The organism is Acidobacteriota bacterium, from assembly GCA_016208495.1.
In the GTDB taxonomy this organism is placed as follows: domain Bacteria; phylum Acidobacteriota; class Blastocatellia; order Chloracidobacteriales; family Chloracidobacteriaceae; genus JACQXX01.
This window is the reverse complement of the sequence record JACQXX010000022.1, coordinates 16,068-33,909: the sequence shown is the minus strand read 5'-3', so window position 1 is coordinate 33,909 and position 17,842 is coordinate 16,068. Positions and strand designations below refer to the sequence as shown.

Sequence of the window (17,842 nt, the reverse complement as noted above, 5' to 3'; positions counted from 1 at the left end):
TGGCGTCGGTTGGGGGTTATGCGATGATACGTCCATCGATCTACTCCTTTGTTTTGGTATGTTGAGACTCGAGTTCTCATATCTTCTAACATATACAAAACAAAGGTTTAGATCAATTTTCAAAACTCGCAACCAGTTCCTTTGGAAGGCTGGTGGCCACGGTCCAGGAAAAGGATTGAAATGAACCTGCCAGGCCAGTGGCGAGCAGATTTGGGAAGGTTGTGCCTCCGTCGGTGGACAGGCGGAGAGTATGGGCGGTGATGCCCAGATTGTCGCTGGATTGCCAGGTGATTGTAACTGTTTGACCCCGTTTGACTTTTTTGGCACCGCTGCCAACGAAAACATTCGTCACGGCGGGTGGAACTGTGTCGGAAGGCTCTGACTCGCGGAAGATTTCAAAACTGGCGTTGCTTGTGTCTTCCACCACAACGGTGAGTGAACTGACAACATTCACTTTGATACGCGCCACGGTCGTTACGACGTCTGGAATCGTCCAGGTAAAGCTCTGACTTTGGGCCGAAAGTCCCGTTACAATTGAGCCAGGAAATGTCTGGCCTCCATCGGTGGAGAGTGAAAGGTCATGGCTGGCAACGGTATTTCGATTTTCGGTCGTCCAGCGAATGTCAGTGGTGCTTCCGGCTTTGTATCGTTCGCCTCCGTTGGGAGACAAAATCGTTACTTTCGGGGCTGGCGGCGGCGGTGGTGCGTCGTTGACTGAAAACGTGACCAGTTGTGTGGCAAAAGCTCCGATAGCTGACTGGAGCGACACCAGATTGCTTGTCTGAACCTGGGTGCTGGCATCGCTGACCTGCTGCAGTTGGATTCCCTCTGGCAAACCTTCAAGCACCATCGCATCAAGCTGCCACGATGTAGCCGCATCGGTCGGATTCACAATCAGGACGGCGTATTCTCCGGCAGTAGTGGTACGCCCGGCCAGAACTTTCAAACTTGTGCTGCTGCTGATGGTCGAGGCCATCCGGGTTGGATGCTGGACCAGTTGCGACCAGAGCTGAAATACCAGTCCGATGCTTTTGGGACGGCCATCCGCAAAAAACATCCCGTAAAAGGTCGGCAAATTGAGCGATGGGTCATTTCCCCGATAAAAAAGCGACTGGGTGACCTCGGTGTTTTGGAGGGCAATCCAGCCGGCGGTCATCAGTGCCGCACCTTTGGCGCCGGTTCGGAGCGCCGGATCATCGGTGGTGCCTTCGCGGTACTGGGTGTTCCATTCGGTGAGGTGCTGTTCGGTTGCAGAAAACCCAAAGCGGTCCAGTTGCTGGCGGTAAAACGTGGCCCCAGTTGTGAAATCCTGCGGGTTGTTGGTGTAGACATGCCACGAAAAGAAATCAAGCGGCACATTTCGCTGCTGCAGGTACTGGAGCAGGCCGGTTGTGTAATTTTGGCCCTGCGGCGAGAGAAACCCGGCAGGCGTCAGTCCAGGACCGCCGACGTTGAGATCGGGAAATTCAGCCTTGAGCGCCGTGACCAGTTGGGCAAACAAATCGAAGAACTCTTCGCGGCTACCCGTCCAGAATTGCCGGTTGTCAGGTTCGTTCCACACTTCAACAAAGCGAACGTAATTTTTCCCCCAGCGGGCTGCATCGCGATAGTGACGGATGACCTCGACTCCGGCGCGCGCAAAATTGGCTTTGTTCGTCACGGGACGCGAGTTGTTATAGGAATTTCCCAGCCGAAGGTACGGCTCAAAGCCTCCGCTGATAATGGCTTGAAACGTCTGGTCGCTGGTGGTGAAGTCATACGACGAGGCCAGAGCTGGGTCGGCGGCCTGATTGGGGTACATCGTCGTCATATCAAGCGGGCCATAAAAATCGTGGCTTCTGACCATCGTGACACCGGCTGACTGATAGGCAGCGGTCAAATCAGGGTTTCCAGGCTCACCAACCGGCGCCGGTCCCGCATTGACGCCAAGCAAAGGCCGAATTGGTGATGGCGCCGGCGCCTCACCCAAAACAATGGTGACGGATGATTGGGCAACGGTTAAAGGCTGTGCCGCAGGCAGATGCAGTGTGAAAAGACACAAAATCACAAGGAAGGTCAACACCAGTGGTCGCATAGGCCGAAACTCTGTGCAGTGGGATAGAAATGTGGAGAAGGGACGAACAGGTGTTCAGACGAAGCGACCAGTTGAAAAAGTCTGAAAAAATAGCGGAGATTGTGGTTTGCCTGAACGGCGAGGTTCAGCCAAATATGCGCAGAGATTAAGGAAAAAAACTGTGATTTGAGGTGATTTTACAGCGCCCCATATGCATCAAGCTAAGGGAGCGTTAAAAAATAAGTTCCTGAGGCGGTTCTGCCACATCCAGGTTTTGGTCTTGCACCGCGAAGCGTTGCCGTTCAGGATGCTCAATCCAAACGCCTGATTCCCAAACGAAAACGGGAAGTTGATTTTTTACAATCCCTAACCAGTTACGGTCAATCCCTGATCTGACTTGGCTGGTCGCCTGATTGGATTTTGATTCCCACCGGCTTGCCGGTTTGAGACTTCTGACTGACCTCAATCACATTGTCGTCTGAATTACGGTCAATCAACTTGTTGTACGGATCAATTCCAGCCCGGGCTGGTTCTTCGTCCACGGTGATTTCAAATTCCATCTGTGCCTTGTCAATTCGGTATTTTTGAAGGTGAAGAACTTTTTCTTTCTTCTTCTCTCCCGAAAACACACCGATATCAATCAAGTCATTGATGGCAATTTCCTTTTCGTCGCCTGACCCATCCGCCCGCAGCTTTTTGGCGTCAACCTTGAGTTTGACCAGGTATTTGCCATCCGGGGTTTTGCTGTAGCTGGTTTCAATTGCCCGATTCTCAAACAGAGTAATGGTTTCAAAGAGATCAGTAATCAGATATTGCATTTCCGGCGGTGTGACTTCGCGGATGTACTTGAGAAATTCAAGCGAATTGGTAAACGGCGGGTTTTGAAAGCCACATTCCTTAATGAATTTCTTGAGCGCCGCATTGACCCGGTCTTCGCCGATATAATCTTTGAGGGCATACATCACCAGGCTGCCTTTCTGGTAATAGACATAACTTTCCGCCTCGACGTAGGCCAGTGCCGGCTCGTTTTTGCGTTCAGCCGTGCGTCCACGCAGATAGCGGTCCAGTTCATACTTGAGGAACTTCCGCATTTTTTCTTTTCCATATTCTTTTTCCATCACCATCAAGGCCGAATATTGCGACAGCGTTTCGGCCAGGAGCGTCGAACCCTGCACATTGCCGCCAATGACCTGATGGGCCCACCACTGGTGCGCCAGTTCGTGGGCCGTCACATAAAACGGGTAATCTATATCGTCATCTTTGACCACCCGGGCAATAAACCCAATACTTTCAGAATATGGAATCGTGTTCGGAAATGATTGAGCAAACGAGGCATAGCGCGGAAACTCGATAATCCGAAACTGTTTGTGCTGGTACGGGCCGAAATTGATCGTGTAGTAATCCAGCGACTTCTTGACCGACTGGATCATCCGGTCCAGGTTGTAGGCGTGCGCCGGGTGATAGTAAATCTCGATGTTGACATCGTTCCAGCGATCTCGTTTGACCTGATATCGGCCTGACAACACGGCAAAAAAGTGGAGCACTTTCGCCTCCATTTGGTATTCAAAATACCGCCGGCCATTTTCGAGCCATTCACGTTGCAGGTACCCCGGTGCTATTGCAATTTGATCAGGAGAAGTACTGACCGTGGCGTTAAAGGTCGTCCAGTCGGCATCATTCGCAATGTAGGTGTTCATCCGGGCTTCAAGATTGTCAGGTGGTGCCATTCCAGGTCGAGGCGGCAGGCCCAGTTTTTTCCGTTCGTCTTCATCTCGCATTTCGGCATCCGGCTGGTAGCCGATTTTGGGAAAATAAGAGCTGTTGAAAAATGTGCCGTTCTCAACAATCGAATTGTTTTCCCCACTGTTGCGGAAGCCTGGATTTTTCTCTTCAACCTCAAAGGCCAGTTCGATTTGTTCACCTGGTTTGAGCGGTGTGGGAAGTTCATAAATCCGGTAGCTGTGATCTACGTCCTTGAGCGTCTCTTTGACCTGGCGAGAGAAATTCAAATTCTTGATCGTGTCGGACTGATCGGTGACGTGGATGGCAGTGATATCCGTTTTGGTTTTGTTTTCAAGCACATAACTGCCTTTCGCTCGAAACTCGCGGGTTTCCGGAAACAGATCAACATTGAGTTTGACGGCGGTAATCCGGGGTTGGGGAATTTTCTCATACTTTTTATAGAGTTTTTCATATTCCTTCACCGCCGCCTTGGCCGCGTCAGACGTCTGGTATTTATTCAGAATATTGGTGTTATAAAAGATAAACACCCCGCTCCCGACAAATGTCACCGCCAGCAGCGCCAGAATGGCTGTTAACGGAAACCGTAGATTCTGCCGGGCATTTTGAACCCGTGCTTTCCAGCTTGTATCCACCCCTTTGACCGAGAGCAGCACCGTGAGCACCGCCAGCAACCCGGCACAAGCCGTCCAATAGACCGTAAACCAGAGCATCGGTTTGGCAAAATGGCCAAACCCATTCATATCCGAATAGACATATGAGGCATTGCTGCTATAGCGATACAGTTTGTGTTCCAGGCCAAATTCGCTGATAAAGCCAAGCGACATAAAGAACAAAATCACCACCGCGTGACCTAAAAACTTGTTCTTCAGTACTGTTTGAGCCAGCAAGGCCACAGCGGTGACCTGCATCAACGATGGGAGTTGAATGAAAAACGCTTCCTTCAGGTACAGGGCCAGCTCAAACTTAAAGTAGCCATGCCAGACCTGAATTCCCATCCCAACCACGGTTAACGCCAGCAGCAGCACCGAGTACACCAGGGTCAATGCCGACAACTGACTCAGGTAGGTCAAAAACCCAGGAAGCGGCAGGGCATCGTGAATTTGATCAAACTTAACCCCGCGCTCCTTCCAAACCAGTTCCCCGGCATACATGGTGATCAGGATGATAAAAAAGAGACTGAATCCACCCTGAATGACTTCGATGATGATGTAAGTCACTGGAAAGACTTGCGTTCCATAGAACTTCCCTGCCTGTGAGCCATTGAGCATCAGAATGAACATTCCGATGAACACAATCGCCATAAAGGGAATTTCTTTGACCACGCTCAAGAAATTCAATCGGGTCAACGTCAGAAATTGAAGCCAGCGGGTTGAGCCTGAAAACAATTGTCGGACAACTGGTAACTCAAGATGTGCTGGTTTTGGAACGGCGGGTTCGTCAGCCTGAACCTTTTTCTTCCGGCTTCCTAAAAAGGAAGGCATTTCCGATGAAAATGTGAAAAACCGCATGACCAATGCCAGGGCCATTACGCCAACTCCCACCCAAATCAATCGGTTATAGAGCAAAACTCCGGTCATCGGCAGTAACTGGCTGTTGCGTTCAGCGACGGTCCAATATTTGGTAATGATGTTGATGGCGACGATTCCAAGTGGGTCAGCCAGACCCGGCAGCGTATCATTTCCGATTTCCCGAATCAGCGGGAGCGTGATCAAATACAGCGCAAAAAACACCACCCCCTGCAAATACACCGCCAGCAGGCTTCGGGAAAGAGCGCCAACCAGAAAGAAGAGTGCTCCGGTCAGAAAAATTGACGGGACGGCTAAAACCAGGAACGGCTGAAAATAATTGGCGAGATGCACCGGCATGAGCTTGGTTTTATCTGCCCAGGGCATCAATCCTCCAATCAGCATTCCAAGCGGAATTCCGGCATACACCAGCAGCATCACCAGATACGAGGCGAGAAAGCGGCCTCCCAAATAGCTGCGCCTGGTGAGCGGCGTGGTAAAGAGGGTCGAATAGGTATTTTGTTCAAAATCCCGGTGAATGGCCGTCCCGAAAATGGCCGACGTAATCATGACTCCAAAGGCGCCGAGCACCGCTGTCATCAGGCTGATTCCATAGGGACCATTTTTGAGGACCTTTCCGCCAACGCCAATACTGAGTCCTTCAGTGCTGGTATAGAGAAACCCCATCAGAAACCACAGTCCGAAATACACATAAGTCGAAATGCGCTTAAACCGGTAATTCATTTCAAAGCGAAAGATTTCAGCAAACATATCCACCTGCTCTTGAGAAATTATTCAGGGTTCGGGGTTCGGGGTTCAGGGTTCAGGGTTTTCGATTTTATGTCCCTTTCGTCCTTTAATGTCCTTTAATCCTGCTAATCCCCCCGGATTTTGTGGGATGATATGCTCAAAATGAAGCAAAAAGTCCGAAAAATAGCCTGTTTTGAGCTGTTTTATCTGTCACCCACAAAAATGTAGGTTAGCTAAGTCCTTTGTTTTCGATATAGGGTTTGCCAACCCACAAAATCCGGGGGGATTAGTAACCCTGAACCCTGGTTTTTCAAACCGTGGTGCCGTTTTTAAGCGTGTGGAAATACACGTCTTCCAAATCAGTTTCAGCCGGGTGGAACGAGGCATCAGGCCGAATGTCGGCATAGGTGTGGATTTCAGTTTTCCCGGCGACCAGGCGGGTGGAAATGATGTCAAATTCACGCTGATAGGTCTCAAGTTCGGTTTTGTGGATAAATTTTTTCCAGATTTTTCCGTGGACTGATTCAATCGCCTCAACTGGATTGCCGGAAAGCAGGACCCGGCCTTTGTTGATAATCGCCATTTGGGTGCAGAGTTCTTTGACGTCTTCGACGATGTGGGTCGAGAGGATCACAATCACGTTTTCCCCGATTTCGCTCAGCAGGTCCAGAAACCGGTTGCGCTCCGCCGGGTCAAGGCCAGCCGTTGGCTCGTCAACAATGATCAACTTCGGGTTTCCCAGCAGGGCCTGGGCAATTCCAAAACGTTGCTTCATCCCGCCGGAGTAGCCGCCGAGGTGTTTTTTGCGCACATCAAACAAATTGGTCTGGTGCAACAGCGCCGCCACCACCTCTTTGCGTTCTTTCGCACTGGTAATTCCTTTTAAAATCGCAATGTGATCCAGCATGGCCTCGGCGCTCATGCGTGGATAAACCCCAAACTCCTGAGGCAGATACCCAAGTATCCGTCGCACCGCGTCCTTGTCGTTGAGCACATCAATCTCACCCAACCGGATCTGCCCTTCATCGGCTTCCTGCAGGGTGGCAATCGTTCTCATTAAACTCGATTTCCCGGCGCCATTTGGACCAAGCAGCCCAAACATGCCACGGTTGATGGTCAGCGACAGGTCGTGGAGGGCCTTGACGCCGTTGGGGTAGGTTTTCGAAAGATGTTCAATGACCAGGTTCATAGACAAACTGGACTCCTCATTTCGGATTGGTGTGACGGTGTGGCGACGGTTGGTTCACAATGAAGGAAGGTTGAAGAATGAAGAATGAATCGGCCAGCCATTTTTTGTTCAATGGCATGGCCCGTTCATTTCCCAGAACTCAAGCTTCGGGGTTGGTGCGACTGAAATGGGTTGATTGAAATTTGGATGTCACTCGTACGGTATTGTTTTCGCCAAAGATGCCACAAATTGCAAAGCCCGGCAGGTTTGAGCCAAACCTGCCGGGCTTTGTCAGAAACAGTAGCCGGTGAAAACAGGCTGGCCGACTACGGATTCTTAAAAATAATTCCGCTACGGGGCACCGGGACTGACGGAATCCCATCGCTGACCACCACGATTGAAAAGGTATCATTTTGCCGGATGGCCTTATCAATGGTGAATCCACCAGGAGTGCTCTTTACATTATCACGGAGGCGGACCTGCCATTTCGTTGTTCGGGGTGCGTTTCCTTTTGGTCGCCGGAGTTCTAACCTGAACGACTCGCCGGTCTGAAACGTGCCGCCCGGAGGAACCACCACTAAGGTTGAGCCTTCTCGGATTTTGGAAAAAATGGGGTCATCATCGCCTTCCTGAATCATTTCTTCCATGACCAATCCGATTCGAGTTGAATAAACCGGATTCAAAATCACTGGTTGGGCGGGATTGGGTTTGACCTCCATCGTGACTGTGGTGGTCGCACTTTTTCCGGAACAGTTAGTCGAAGTAATCACAAAATCAAATTTTCCAAGCTGAAATGGCTGAAACCGTACCGTACCGGTTTGGGTATCCAGGTTGCTCGGCTGAGGACCGCCCGGTGTTGATGAGGTCATGGCAAAGGTTGTCAGAACGCCGGCCACTTCTTTCACTGGAACTTTGTAAATCACCCGGTCGGCAAAATTCACCGACAGGCTGACCGTTCCTGGAACCGATGGCGCTTCGGTTGTAGTGCAGCCGGATTGGGCCCAAACCACGTCTGAACCAACCAGGGTTCCGCTGCTCTGACCCGACATCACTACGCAAATTCCCAATACCAAACCCAAAAATCCCAATTTGCTCCAAGCTGGTCGAATGCGTGCCATCACGACAGATTCCTCCTCACTGGTTTTTCTGAAAACAATTGATTGAGATAATGTTGACTGCTGAAACCAGTGTGGTGCACTGGTGAGTTCCCTGGAAAGAAAAGCGGTGGGGAAGATACTAGCCTGTCCAGGGAAACTGAAGCAAGGTCCAGAAAGACTTCGGGCTGAAGAAAATGGGCTCAGAGTCAGGGGTTGAAGAAGTCGGGCTGAAGAAATCGGGCTGAAGAAGTTGGCTTCAGGGTATTGAACCCGTTTTCTTCCGCTCCGAGCTTGCGAGTCTTCAGCCCTGAGCCCACTTTCTTCAGTTCGATGTCTTTATGCGGTAAGCTCGAAGTAGTTTGATGAAGTTATCAGCAATTTTGCCTTCAACCGTTCCGCCAATGGAATTGACTATTCCAGACCCGAGCACATGGCGGGTGCGAACCTCAACAATGCTGTACACAAACCGGGTGGTGAATTTCTTTCGGCTGATTTCAATCACCACGTCGGCGTCCCGCAGGTCTCGGGTGACCGAAATCCCCCAGGCAACAAACTCTTTGTGTTTAAATAATGCGGCTTCGAGGGCGGTGGGGGTAAAGTACTGTGATCTCGAAAGAATACACAGTGACTTGAATGTTGTCAGAGCAACCCGATCTTCATTTTGGAGGGCCGGCGGTTCAGAGTAATTTTTCAGGGGTTTGGGTGGCTTCGTTTGTTTTTGGGCGGTTGGTGGACGTTCAGGTTGGCGTTTGATTGGCGGTGACGACCCTCCGCCACACAAACCCACCAGTGAAAAAACCACTCCACAACTCATCAGAAGGAACCAGCGTGAAAAAATCATATGACCTCACTTGATGTTCAGGTGTTCGTTTCGAATGAAGTTTATCGAAAGAGCTGTTTATGGTGGCGATACCAGTCACTCTGAAACACTTCTTTTGGATCGTATTTCAATTTCAACCGGAGAAATTCTTCAAATTGTGGATAACAAGCCGCGACCTGTTCTTTGGTAGCAAACCGATGATATGTCAGGTAATAGCTTCCTCCATAAGGAAGAGCCAGGTCAATCAGCCGCTTGAATACCGTGGCAGCGCCTTCAATCTTCTCCGGGGTATGTGAAATGTGCAGGTTGAAAATGATGCAGGCGTAATTTTCTTTTGCCCAGGCCAGGAAGCTTTCCTCATCTTTTTCGATCAATCGAACCGTTCCATAAATCACATTGGCCTTGAGCCGGATCAGTTCGCTTCGTGCGGCTTCCATGTACTCAGCCAGGGACACTCGTGGGACATAGATTTCAGTAATCATCTCGGTGGCTTTCACCTTTGCCCCAAGTTTACGGTCCAAATCCGCGTGGTAATTTTCAACATACGCGGCTGACAGTTGCGAGTCAGACCAGTATATTTGCCCTGAAGTCGCCAGATACCGTTTGGTGTAAACCTGAAACGCCCGGCGTTTGTATTTATGTGAGTAATAGGTCAGTTTTGCCCAATCCTGGGGATGAAAGCGGGTTGGATTTGGGGTCACAGGTGTATCGGGAGGCATAAGCTGGTAGCAGGAAAATACACCTCGGCGCAAAAAACTCTCCCGCTTGAAATCAGTGGCAAACTGATAATCACCATACAAAAACTCGTTTTGAATTCGGTCCTCAAAGGCAGAAATAATGGTTTGTGTCTCGCCGATTTTTACAACCCGCTTCACTTTTTTCCTTGGCCACAGCCTGAGACGAATCGAGGTGACAATCCCAAATAATCCGTACCCGCCAATCACCAGTTTGAAGAGTTCGGTGTTCTGGGCTCGGCTACAGGAAAGGAGCTGCCCGGTCGCGTCCAGAAGTTCAAAGGATTCAACATTATCAATGATGGGTTTCATCGCCAGTCCGCGTCCATGCACGTTTGACGCCAGTGCTCCACCAAGCGTTAACTCGTCAGCCCCGGTTTGCTTTTGAATAATTCCCCACTGCTGAGCCTGTCCGTGCTGTGCCTGGAGCAAAAAATCAATCAATTGAGGCCAGGTGATTCCTGATTCAACCTCAACAATGCCTTGTTCCTGATCAAATCCCAGGACCCGGTCAAACCCGGTTATATCCACCAAAACCGAGTCTGTTCCAAACTGCTGGCCTCCCATCGAATGTCTTTTTCCACAAATACTGATTGATTTTTCCAGCCGGGAGGCGGCCCAAATACATTCCCGAAGATCGTCAATATGTGTTGGCCGCACAATCGAAAAGACTCGTGTGGCATTGAGTTGCGAATGAACATCATTCACAATCGAGTCAACCGGAGGTGTTTTTCCATTCACATTCGCGTGAGGAAAACACAAAGCAACACTCAGCATTTTAAGAAAATCACGTCGAGATTGAGACATCAGGGACCTCCATGCGGGTAAATGATGGAATAACTGAGCAGCCCTATATTTCGCCTTCCTTTGCTGGCCGCTTCAATGTTGGGCGGTTTGAATTCAATGAGTTGCCCACCCGATGGGGTTTCAGAATTTGAATTAACCGGCTGGCGATTTTTCCTTCAACGGTTCCACCCAGCGATTTCAGCGATTCTGAGGCCAGGACCTTTCCAGTTCGACGATCAATCACTTCAAAGACATATTTGGTGGTAAAGGCTTTCCGACTGACGTTTACCTCTAAATCAGCCTTCTTGAACTGCTCGACAATCGCCAGATCAAACTTTTTAAATTCTGCGTTCTTCATAAGTTCCGCCACCAGAGTCTGTGGTGTAAACAGGAGCGTATCTGAATCAATCACTAACGTTTGCGCAGTACTCAGATAGACATCAACGGGTTGAACAGGCGATGTTTGAGCGATTGTTTCCCTGGACTGACCAAAGATCTGACTTGAGAAAAAACTCACTGTCAGTACAAATCCGGCAACATACACCACAACTTTTGTTTTCATAATCCCTCACAAATAAAAGAATTCATTATTCTCACCCAAAAAATACCTGGATAGGGCATCGCTTTGACACGATCCCAATCCACCTGCCTCTGAATTCACTTGAGAGAAACAAACCAGCTTTCCGCACCGCGACGATATCGCGTCGATACTACTAGACACAGCAAATGAGAGGGTTGATTGGGATCGTGTGGCGAGAAACTACTCCAGCGATGGATCAGAAATACCTGTCGCTATCACACTTTTCCTGACTGTGACATTTCTGGGACGGGACTGAGATTTGTGGCTGAGGATAAGAACGAATGGAAGAATTGGAATCACTCGCCTGAGATGAGGCTGGCAACCATTTGTTGGAGTTCGGCAAAAGATTCGTCCCCAACTATCCGATAAATGGCAATCGGGGTTCCCGCCGGCAGTAACGGTGCGGTAACGACGTCGGTAATCACCAGATAACTATGCCGGAGACTACGCACCCAATCAGGATCAGTCGGAGTCACACAATGCACCGCATCCGGCGCAATTCCAGCGGCAATCAAGAGCATCCGCGCCCATTTCAGAAATTCCGGCCAGTGTGACACGACCGACAAGAGGGCATCGTCACTGGGTTTTTGGTAGGCGGTGAGTGATTTGGGAATGGATCGAAGGTGGAGCCAGGTACATTCGGTTTGCGGCGGGAGCAATGGTCGCACCAGTTCAGCCCGGCTATAGAGCGCCACCGGAATCGCGCCGATGAGCACCTGAGGTGTTGCCTTCACCGTCTCAAGAGAGGTGGCCGAAACTGGAAACTGAGTGATTTCAGCGAGTTCGCGTTTTAAGATTTCCTGCAAATGCGGGTCGGATTCGAGGATTAGAAAATGATCTGGGGGTTGGAGTTCGAGCAGGTAGTGGAGGCGGGATTGAATTGCTGCCTGTGAAAAGCCACGTCGGTGGAGCATTCGCAAAAATGAGGCGATGTGCTGGTCAAGTTCGGCTTGCGAGCTGGTTTCGCGGACTTCAGCGGCGAGGGTTCGGACATAGACGCCACTTCCCTTTCGAAACTCAACCCATCCCCGGCGGGCCAACTCATGATATGCCGCATTGACCGTGTTGGAATGAATGCGCAACCGGCGGGCCAGTTCCCGAATGCTCGGCAATCGCTGACCGGGCTGCAATTCCTGACTGATGATCCCAAACATGACCTGTTCAGCCAGTTGCTCGCGAATTGGCACCTCTGTGTGCTTCGAAAGCCAGATACGCATAAGGAATTGAGAATGAAGAAAGTGGTTAGTGGTTAGTGGTTGGTCCTTGGTGGTTGGTCCCTGGTCCTTCTTCGAAAGTATTGATTTCTAACCACTAACCACTAACCACTAACCACTTGTATTTTCTTCATTCAGTTTAGTTGTCATCCGTGAAGTCATATTCGACTTCGATGGCGGCGGTGATTTCATTCCAGACGTTCATGGCCTTCATCATTTGCATGATCATGGCCTTGTTGCCTTCGACGTGATACTCAGGAGAACTCATGGCCCGAACCGGGGTAATTTCACCGCGATTGACCTTGGCCATCATTGCAAACGGGGCCGTGGCTCGCATGACCCAGTTTGGTGTAAATGGGGCTTTGCGCCATTCTTCCCACGGTGATGGCTGGGCTTCATATTGCCAATCAATCGCCTTCCCACCTTTGAACGTCCAGGAAGTCCGGCGGTCCTTGCCGTCTGGCCCGTCCAATACCCGAAAGACAAACGTGCCGTTGAGTTTTTTGCCTTCCTGCGCAAATCGTGGATCCGCTTCGAGGCGACGAGCAATTTCGTCAAGCCATGCCTTTGTGTAAAACTTCAGCATAAATGCACTTTCACTCCTTGTATGAATGATGAATGATGAATTATGAATTATGAAAAGTCGAAGTCCTTGTTTTTCAAGGGGATCTGCTTCTCATAATTCATTTGATTCATTTCAAACTGGTGGCAGTTTCCATTAAAACGGGCTCATGATGATGTCGCCCAATTCAACATAGACGTTTTTGACCTGGGTGTAATGGAGCAACACGTCATAGCCACCTTCACGGCCAATGCCGCTCTTTTTGTATCCGCCAAATGGTGTATGCGGGAAGAAGGCATTGTGGTTGTTGATCCAGACCTGGCCAGCTTGCAAATTTTTGGCGAAGTTGAGTGCCCGTTTGATGTCGCTGGTCCAGATGGAAGCGGCTAAACCATACGGTGAATCATTGGCCTCATCAAGCACATCATATTCATCTGAAAATTTCAGGACTGCGGCCACGGGTCCGAAGATTTCATCCCGGGCAATTTTCATTGAATTGGACACATGGCTGAAAATCGTGGGGGCAATGTAATTCCCTTCGGATGACAGGCTGGAATCTGATGGGAATTCACCGCCGCACACACGGGTGGCGCCTTCCTGATCACCAAGCCCGATGTAATGTTTGACCTTTTCAAGTTGCTGACGGGTTACCACTGGTCCATTTTGGGTGGCATCATCGAGGGGATGTCCAACTTTTATCGTGGTGGCCCGCGCCGCAAACCGCTCGACAAATTCGTCGTGGATGGATTCATGAACAAAAATCCGGGTTGAGGCAGTGCAGGTTTGACCCGAATTGTAGAAAACCCCGAGCATGGCGCCCGTAACCGCCTGATCCAGGTCTACATCTGGGAACACAATCATTGGCGATTTGCCGCCAAGTTCGAGCGACACGTGTTTGAGCGTCGAAGCCGCCCCACGCATCACGGCCTTGCCGGTTTCAGTCCCCCCGGTTAATGACACCAGGTCAACTTCGGGGTGCTCCAGTAAATAAGCCGCCACGTCGTTGGTGGGTTCAGTTAAAACGTTGAGCACGCCATCCGGGAGACCCGCTTCAAGGCAAATTTCCCCTAACCGTAAAGCCGTCAACGGCGTCGAAGGCGAAGGCTTTAAAATAAAACTGTTTCCGGCAGCCAGCGCGGGAGCAACTTTAAACGCTGCCAAAGCCAGCGGATAGTTATTGGGGGCAAAACCGACACACACGCCAATCGGTTCACGGAGCGTAAAGTCCAGGCCCGACATCGGCACGGGAATGGTCTGTCCGGTAATGCGATCAGTCCAGCCGGCAAAATACCGGAAACAATCAACCACGGCTGGAATTTCAAGCAATCGGGCAAATCCGACGGGCTTTCCCTGGTCAGCCGCTTCGAGTTGGGCAAATTCTTCCAGGTTGGCTTCAATCAGATCAGCGATTTTATTCAGAATTTTTGCCCGCATGGCGCCATCGGAATTGCGCCACGAGCCCAGGTTAAATGATGATCGCGCGGCTTGAACTGCCGTTTCGGCATCCTCAAGGCTCGCGTGGGGAATGTTGGCCAGCGGCGTCTGATCGGCGGGTGACAGACTTTGAAATGTTTTTCCCGATCCAGCCGCAACAAGCTGACCATCAATCAATAACGATTTCGTTGGAATTGATTCGGCTTTGAGTGGTGATGACATGGGATTTGTCCTTTGTGTCCGTGGCAAGGGAGCAATTGAGTGAAGTGGCAAACTAAAGCGAGTAGCGAGTAATAAAGCAGTAAGACCAGGAACTCAACTATCCTTTGATATCCGAATCAGGTGGCCAAAAGCGCTTAAACTGATAGCTGAATCGTTGAGGTAGTTCATTTTGCAATTGAGCACCTGTTTTCTCATGCATTGAAAACTACTCGCGACTCGCGACTCGCTTTTATTTGCTATTTCGCTCAGATCGTCTGTTTGATCAAGTCCCGGATTTCTTCGGGACTGGCTTTGCGTGGGTTGAAAGCGAGGCACAGTTCCTCAAGCGTCAAATTGGTAATCTGGTCCAGCGCTTCGTCGGTTACGGGCACGCCGACTTCGCGAAACAGCCGTGGAATCCCAAGCTGTGTCTTGAGGTTCCGCACCGCTTCAATTGCGGCTTCGGCCTGGTCCTGAAAACTGCCTTCAATCCCCACGCCGAGGGCTCGACCAACGTGAGCATATCCTTCGGTGGCTTTCTCAAGGTTGAATTCCATCACATAGGGCAACGCAATCGCATTCGCCAGCCCATGATGAACCCCATACAACGCTCCGATTGAGTGGGCAATCGCGTGAACGGCCCCAACCGGTGAATTGGTAAAGGCCATTCCAGCCATGGTGGCTGACAATTGCATTTTGGCACGGGCTTCGGTTGGGCCGGCCTCCGCCACGGCTGCCGGGAGGTTGTCAGCAATCATTTCGATAGATCGCATGGCCAGAGCTTCCGAAAAGGGTTCGTGTTCAGAGCAGGTGTAGGCTTCAATCGAATGGGTCAATGCGTCCATCCCGGTCCAGGCCACAATTTTCGCCGGCAACGTCGCCACCATTTCCGGGTCCAGCACGGCCATTCGTGGAAACAAAAAGGGGCTGCTCATCAGGATTTTGCGGTGGCTGACGTGGTCTTTGACCATGGCCACCAGTGTGACTTCGCTGCCGGTTCCGACCGTGGTTGGAATGGCAATGATTGGAATAATCGGCCCCGGCACCATAAACCCACCTTCGTAATCAGCCGGTTCGCCGCCGTAGGTGGCCACAACGCTGGTGGCTTTGGCCGTATCCATCACGCTTCCGCCGCCCAGCGCCATGATGAGATTGATGTTGTTGTCAGTGGCCATTTGGGCGGCTCGCTTGATGACTTCAACATCAGAATCAGGCGGAACATCGTCAAATACCGCCTTGAACTCGTGATCCGTATGTTCAAAGATATGCTTGAGCGAATCAACCAACCCGGCAGCCACAATGCCTTTATCAGTGATGAGCATTACATTGGTGTGCTCAGCCAGATCAGAAGCCATGTGCAGATCAATGGCCAGATGGCGAACTTTACCAGTGCCGAAAATGATTTGTGTCGGGAGAAAGAAGGAGATTTCAGGACGCGAGATTGGGAAATTACCGTTGATCAGACCCATGGGACGAGCGCCTCTTTCGTGAGAATTTTACCGTTTTGAACGGAACTATCTGAATGATGAACGGGCTCGTTCTTAAACCACCAGACTCAAAGTCAGTTCATCATTCATCATTCATCATTCATACCTGGTAAGGTGGAAGGGATTTGAGAAACTGAGCTTTAGCTCAAATTTTGGATGCCAAGCATATCACAGGAAATCAAGAGAATGAACACTCATTCATTTTTTCTTCCGGGCACTTTTCCGGTTTTTTTAAACCCTTCCGATAGGCTCTCACGTGCCCTAAACTCGCTTGTTATTTACCTCCTTACTGGCATTGTTGCGTGAACTCTCCGGCTGAAAAAACAAAGCCTGAACAGGCGTCTGTTCAGGCTTAAGAAATTGGAGAGAAGAAAAGAGGATTGCCTCACACTAACACCGTTAAAATCTGGCACCGAGGCGCTTCAAATGGGTTTCATAGGTCTCAAAATCCGGAATCCACTGAGCACGGGTTTGTTTGATGGCATGAATGAGTTCTTCACTGGTGGTACCACCAACCCAAAGCTCCGTTCGTGGTGGTAACTGCTTCGTCAGAAACAAGATACTGTTCATTGCCGGGTTGATCCCGCCGGTACCGACAACCCCGAGCACAACCGCTTCGATCTCACCCCTTCGCGCCACTTCAACGATCTCTTCCGCTGGCAAATCGCACCCCAGATATAAAATGCCAAGTCCACCCCCGGTGGCCAGCATCGCGGACGAGAGGATGCCAAATTCGTGCTGCTCACCGCTTGGTGTGGCAAACAGCAGCCTGGCTGGGGGATTTGAATTGAGATGCAGCCGCATCAGAGATCCCAGCAGCCTGCATAAAAGCGACGACACTATGTGTTCCTGGGCAATGCTCAATTTGCCTTGATGCCATTCAATTCCAACCTGGCGCATCAATGGCAGCACCACCTGATACATCAACTCACGTGCTGGAAGCAGAATTGCCAGTCGTCCAAGTTCTTTGTCAATCCAGAGATAATCATACCGCTCGACCGCCTCCATAAAGGGATCCAGATCGAGGTGAGGCTGTGATTTTCGCATCGGAACCGATATCAGTTCGCTGGCTCGGGCGATTGGGGTTAGCTCAAGTAATTCACGTAACTGCTGATCGGCCAGTGCGGCAACCCGCCCAATGGCATGCCCTTTGTCAATGGCTGCCCGCAACAGATGAAGCCGCTCCAAATCAGACTCGGTGTACATCCGACCTCGCTCATCGCGGAGCGGAACTACCGCCTGATACCGCTTCTCCCACGCTCGTAAGGTGTCAATACTCAAACCGGTGAGTTTTGAGACCGCACGAATCGGATAATTTAATGGCTGCTTCATAAATGTATGGCTCAATTCAGAACGAAAATAAGAAGGTGCATTTTCGATCTTACCGGCCATTCTGATATTTGTCAAACTTCTGTCCGGAATTTGTCCAGGAAAACAACTTGACAATAATTTAATGTCTCAGTATTGTCCACCCCGTCATCAACGGCACTGTTCGCAAGTCCTCATATCATTTTGGAATGGTCCTATCGCATTAGCAAATTGATAGACTTGTATTTCTCTCAGCCCAAAATGGTATAAGTACTTTACCGAGAACTCCAAGACATTTTAACCACGAAAAACACGAAAAACACGAAAAGAATCAAATACTTACCAAATTCAATATCTCAGGAAACTTACGAAAGAGACTTAATTTGTTTCTGATCCGGTT

The 17,842-nt window shown here is 50.2% G+C and carries 12 protein-coding genes; all 12 read right to left on the bottom strand.

Going from position 1 to position 17,842, the window contains the following annotated elements; genetic code table 11:
- Positions 1-112 precede the first annotated feature (112 nt).
- Positions 113-2,074 carry a hypothetical protein gene (locus tag HY774_04350; protein ID MBI4747692.1) on the bottom strand — a complete coding sequence of 654 codons (1,962 nt, stop codon included), beginning with the start codon at positions 2,072-2,074 and terminating at the stop codon, positions 113-115.
- A gap of 359 nt (positions 2,075-2,433) precedes the next feature.
- Positions 2,434-6,072 (bottom strand): hypothetical protein, encoded by a 3,639-nt coding sequence (locus tag HY774_04345; protein ID MBI4747691.1) that lies wholly within the window; start codon positions 6,070-6,072, stop codon positions 2,434-2,436.
- 289 nt (positions 6,073-6,361) lie between these two features.
- A complete protein-coding gene (locus HY774_04340) occupies positions 6,362-7,240 on the bottom strand; it encodes an ABC transporter ATP-binding protein (GenBank protein ID MBI4747690.1) in 879 nt (292 codons plus the stop codon).
- 305 nt (positions 7,241-7,545) lie between these two features.
- Entirely contained in the window at positions 7,546-8,337 is a 792-nt protein-coding gene (locus HY774_04335) for a hypothetical protein (GenBank protein ID MBI4747689.1), read from the bottom strand.
- Positions 8,338-8,638: 301 nt separating this feature from the next.
- Positions 8,639-9,157 carry a hypothetical protein gene (locus HY774_04330; GenBank protein MBI4747688.1) on the bottom strand — a complete coding sequence of 173 codons (519 nt, stop codon included), beginning with the start codon at positions 9,155-9,157 and terminating at the stop codon, positions 8,639-8,641.
- Between the two features lie 41 nt (positions 9,158-9,198).
- Positions 9,199-10,677, bottom strand: a complete 1,479-nt coding sequence (locus HY774_04325) for an FAD-binding oxidoreductase (GenBank protein MBI4747687.1) — start codon at positions 10,675-10,677, stop codon at positions 9,199-9,201.
- A 43-nt stretch (positions 10,678-10,720) separates the two neighbouring features.
- On the bottom strand, positions 10,721-11,218 hold the full coding sequence (locus tag HY774_04320) for a hypothetical protein (GenBank protein ID MBI4747686.1): 498 nt from the start codon (positions 11,216-11,218) through the stop codon (positions 10,721-10,723).
- Positions 11,219-11,532: 314 nt separating this feature from the next.
- Entirely contained in the window at positions 11,533-12,453 is a 921-nt protein-coding gene (locus HY774_04315; GenBank protein MBI4747685.1) for a GntR family transcriptional regulator, read from the bottom strand.
- A gap of 136 nt (positions 12,454-12,589) precedes the next feature.
- On the bottom strand, positions 12,590-13,036 hold the full coding sequence (locus tag HY774_04310) for a hypothetical protein (GenBank protein MBI4747684.1): 447 nt from the start codon (positions 13,034-13,036) through the stop codon (positions 12,590-12,592).
- A gap of 132 nt (positions 13,037-13,168) precedes the next feature.
- Entirely contained in the window at positions 13,169-14,668 is a 1,500-nt protein-coding gene (locus HY774_04305; protein ID MBI4747683.1) for an aldehyde dehydrogenase family protein, read from the bottom strand.
- 245 nt (positions 14,669-14,913) lie between these two features.
- Positions 14,914-16,116: an iron-containing alcohol dehydrogenase gene (locus HY774_04300; GenBank protein ID MBI4747682.1), complete on the bottom strand. Its 1,203-nt coding sequence runs from the start codon at positions 16,114-16,116 to the stop codon at positions 14,914-14,916.
- A 417-nt stretch (positions 16,117-16,533) separates the two neighbouring features.
- Positions 16,534-17,466 (bottom strand): MerR family transcriptional regulator, encoded by a 933-nt coding sequence (locus HY774_04295; protein ID MBI4747681.1) that lies wholly within the window; start codon positions 17,464-17,466, stop codon positions 16,534-16,536.
- Positions 17,467-17,842 lie beyond the last annotated feature (376 nt).

What these genes read in the sequence shown, in the direction of transcription:
- HY774_04350 (MBI4747692.1), bottom strand. Translation starts at nt 2,074, where the DNA reads ATGCGACCACTGGTGTTGACCTTCCTTGTGATTTTGTGTCTTTTCACA.
- HY774_04345 (MBI4747691.1), bottom strand. Translation starts at nt 6,072, where the DNA reads ATGTTTGCTGAAATCTTTCGCTTTGAAATGAATTACCGGTTTAAGCGC.
- HY774_04340 (MBI4747690.1), bottom strand. Translation starts at nt 7,240, where the DNA reads ATGAACCTGGTCATTGAACATCTTTCGAAAACCTACCCCAACGGCGTC.
- HY774_04335 (MBI4747689.1), bottom strand. Translation starts at nt 8,337, where the DNA reads ATGGCACGCATTCGACCAGCTTGGAGCAAATTGGGATTTTTGGGTTTG.
- HY774_04330 (MBI4747688.1), bottom strand. Translation starts at nt 9,157, where the DNA reads ATGATTTTTTCACGCTGGTTCCTTCTGATGAGTTGTGGAGTGGTTTTT.
- HY774_04325 (MBI4747687.1), bottom strand. Translation starts at nt 10,677, where the DNA reads ATGTCTCAATCTCGACGTGATTTTCTTAAAATGCTGAGTGTTGCTTTG.
- HY774_04320 (MBI4747686.1), bottom strand. Translation starts at nt 11,218, where the DNA reads ATGAAAACAAAAGTTGTGGTGTATGTTGCCGGATTTGTACTGACAGTG.
- HY774_04315 (MBI4747685.1), bottom strand. Translation starts at nt 12,453, where the DNA reads ATGCGTATCTGGCTTTCGAAGCACACAGAGGTGCCAATTCGCGAGCAA.
- HY774_04310 (MBI4747684.1), bottom strand. Translation starts at nt 13,036, where the DNA reads ATGCTGAAGTTTTACACAAAGGCATGGCTTGACGAAATTGCTCGTCGC.
- HY774_04305 (MBI4747683.1), bottom strand. Translation starts at nt 14,668, where the DNA reads ATGTCATCACCACTCAAAGCCGAATCAATTCCAACGAAATCGTTATTG.
- HY774_04300 (MBI4747682.1), bottom strand. Translation starts at nt 16,116, where the DNA reads ATGGGTCTGATCAACGGTAATTTCCCAATCTCGCGTCCTGAAATCTCC.
- HY774_04295 (MBI4747681.1), bottom strand. Translation starts at nt 17,466, where the DNA reads ATGAAGCAGCCATTAAATTATCCGATTCGTGCGGTCTCAAAACTCACC.